Annotated in this window: 1 protein-coding gene; it reads right to left on the bottom strand. The window is 71.3% G+C overall.

Annotation, left to right across the window (positions count from 1 at the left end):
* Positions 1 to 429: fatty acid desaturase (locus tag G3I71_RS48145; protein ID WP_203733195.1), on the bottom strand; the 429-nt coding region annotated here is incomplete at both ends.

Here is a 429-nt window from a genome sequence, read left to right as displayed (position 1 = left end):
GCGCGTCAGGGCGCCCATGAACCCGCTCTGCTGCGCGGCGTCCTGCTCGAGGAACGAGATCGTGTCCCGCTCGATGTCCGGGTCCTTGCCGATCCGGTTGGGGTTGGCGTGGTGCCGCGTGTGCTTCGTCATCCACCACGAGTGGCTGATGCCGACGACGCCGTTGGCGAGGATCCGCCCCAGCCGGTCGTTGGCGGGGCCCGTCAGCATGACCTGGCGGTGCGACGCCTCGTGCGCGACGAACGCGAACTGCGTCAGCACGATCCCCAGGCCGGCGGCGACCGCGAGCTGCCACCACGAGTGGCCGATCAGCACGAACGCGGTCACGAGGCCGGCGAGCGCGACGGTGAGGCCGGCGACGAGCCAGGCGTAGAACCCGAGCGTCCGCTCGAGCAGACCGGCCTCACGCACCTCCGCCAGGAGCTCGTG

Origin of the sequence: Streptomyces sp. SID12501 (genome assembly GCF_010550245.1) — a bacterium.
Lineage (GTDB): Bacteria > Actinomycetota > Actinomycetes > Streptomycetales > Streptomycetaceae > Streptomyces.
Note: the sequence above shows the minus strand (reverse complement) of the source record. Positions and strands in the feature narration are given on the sequence as shown.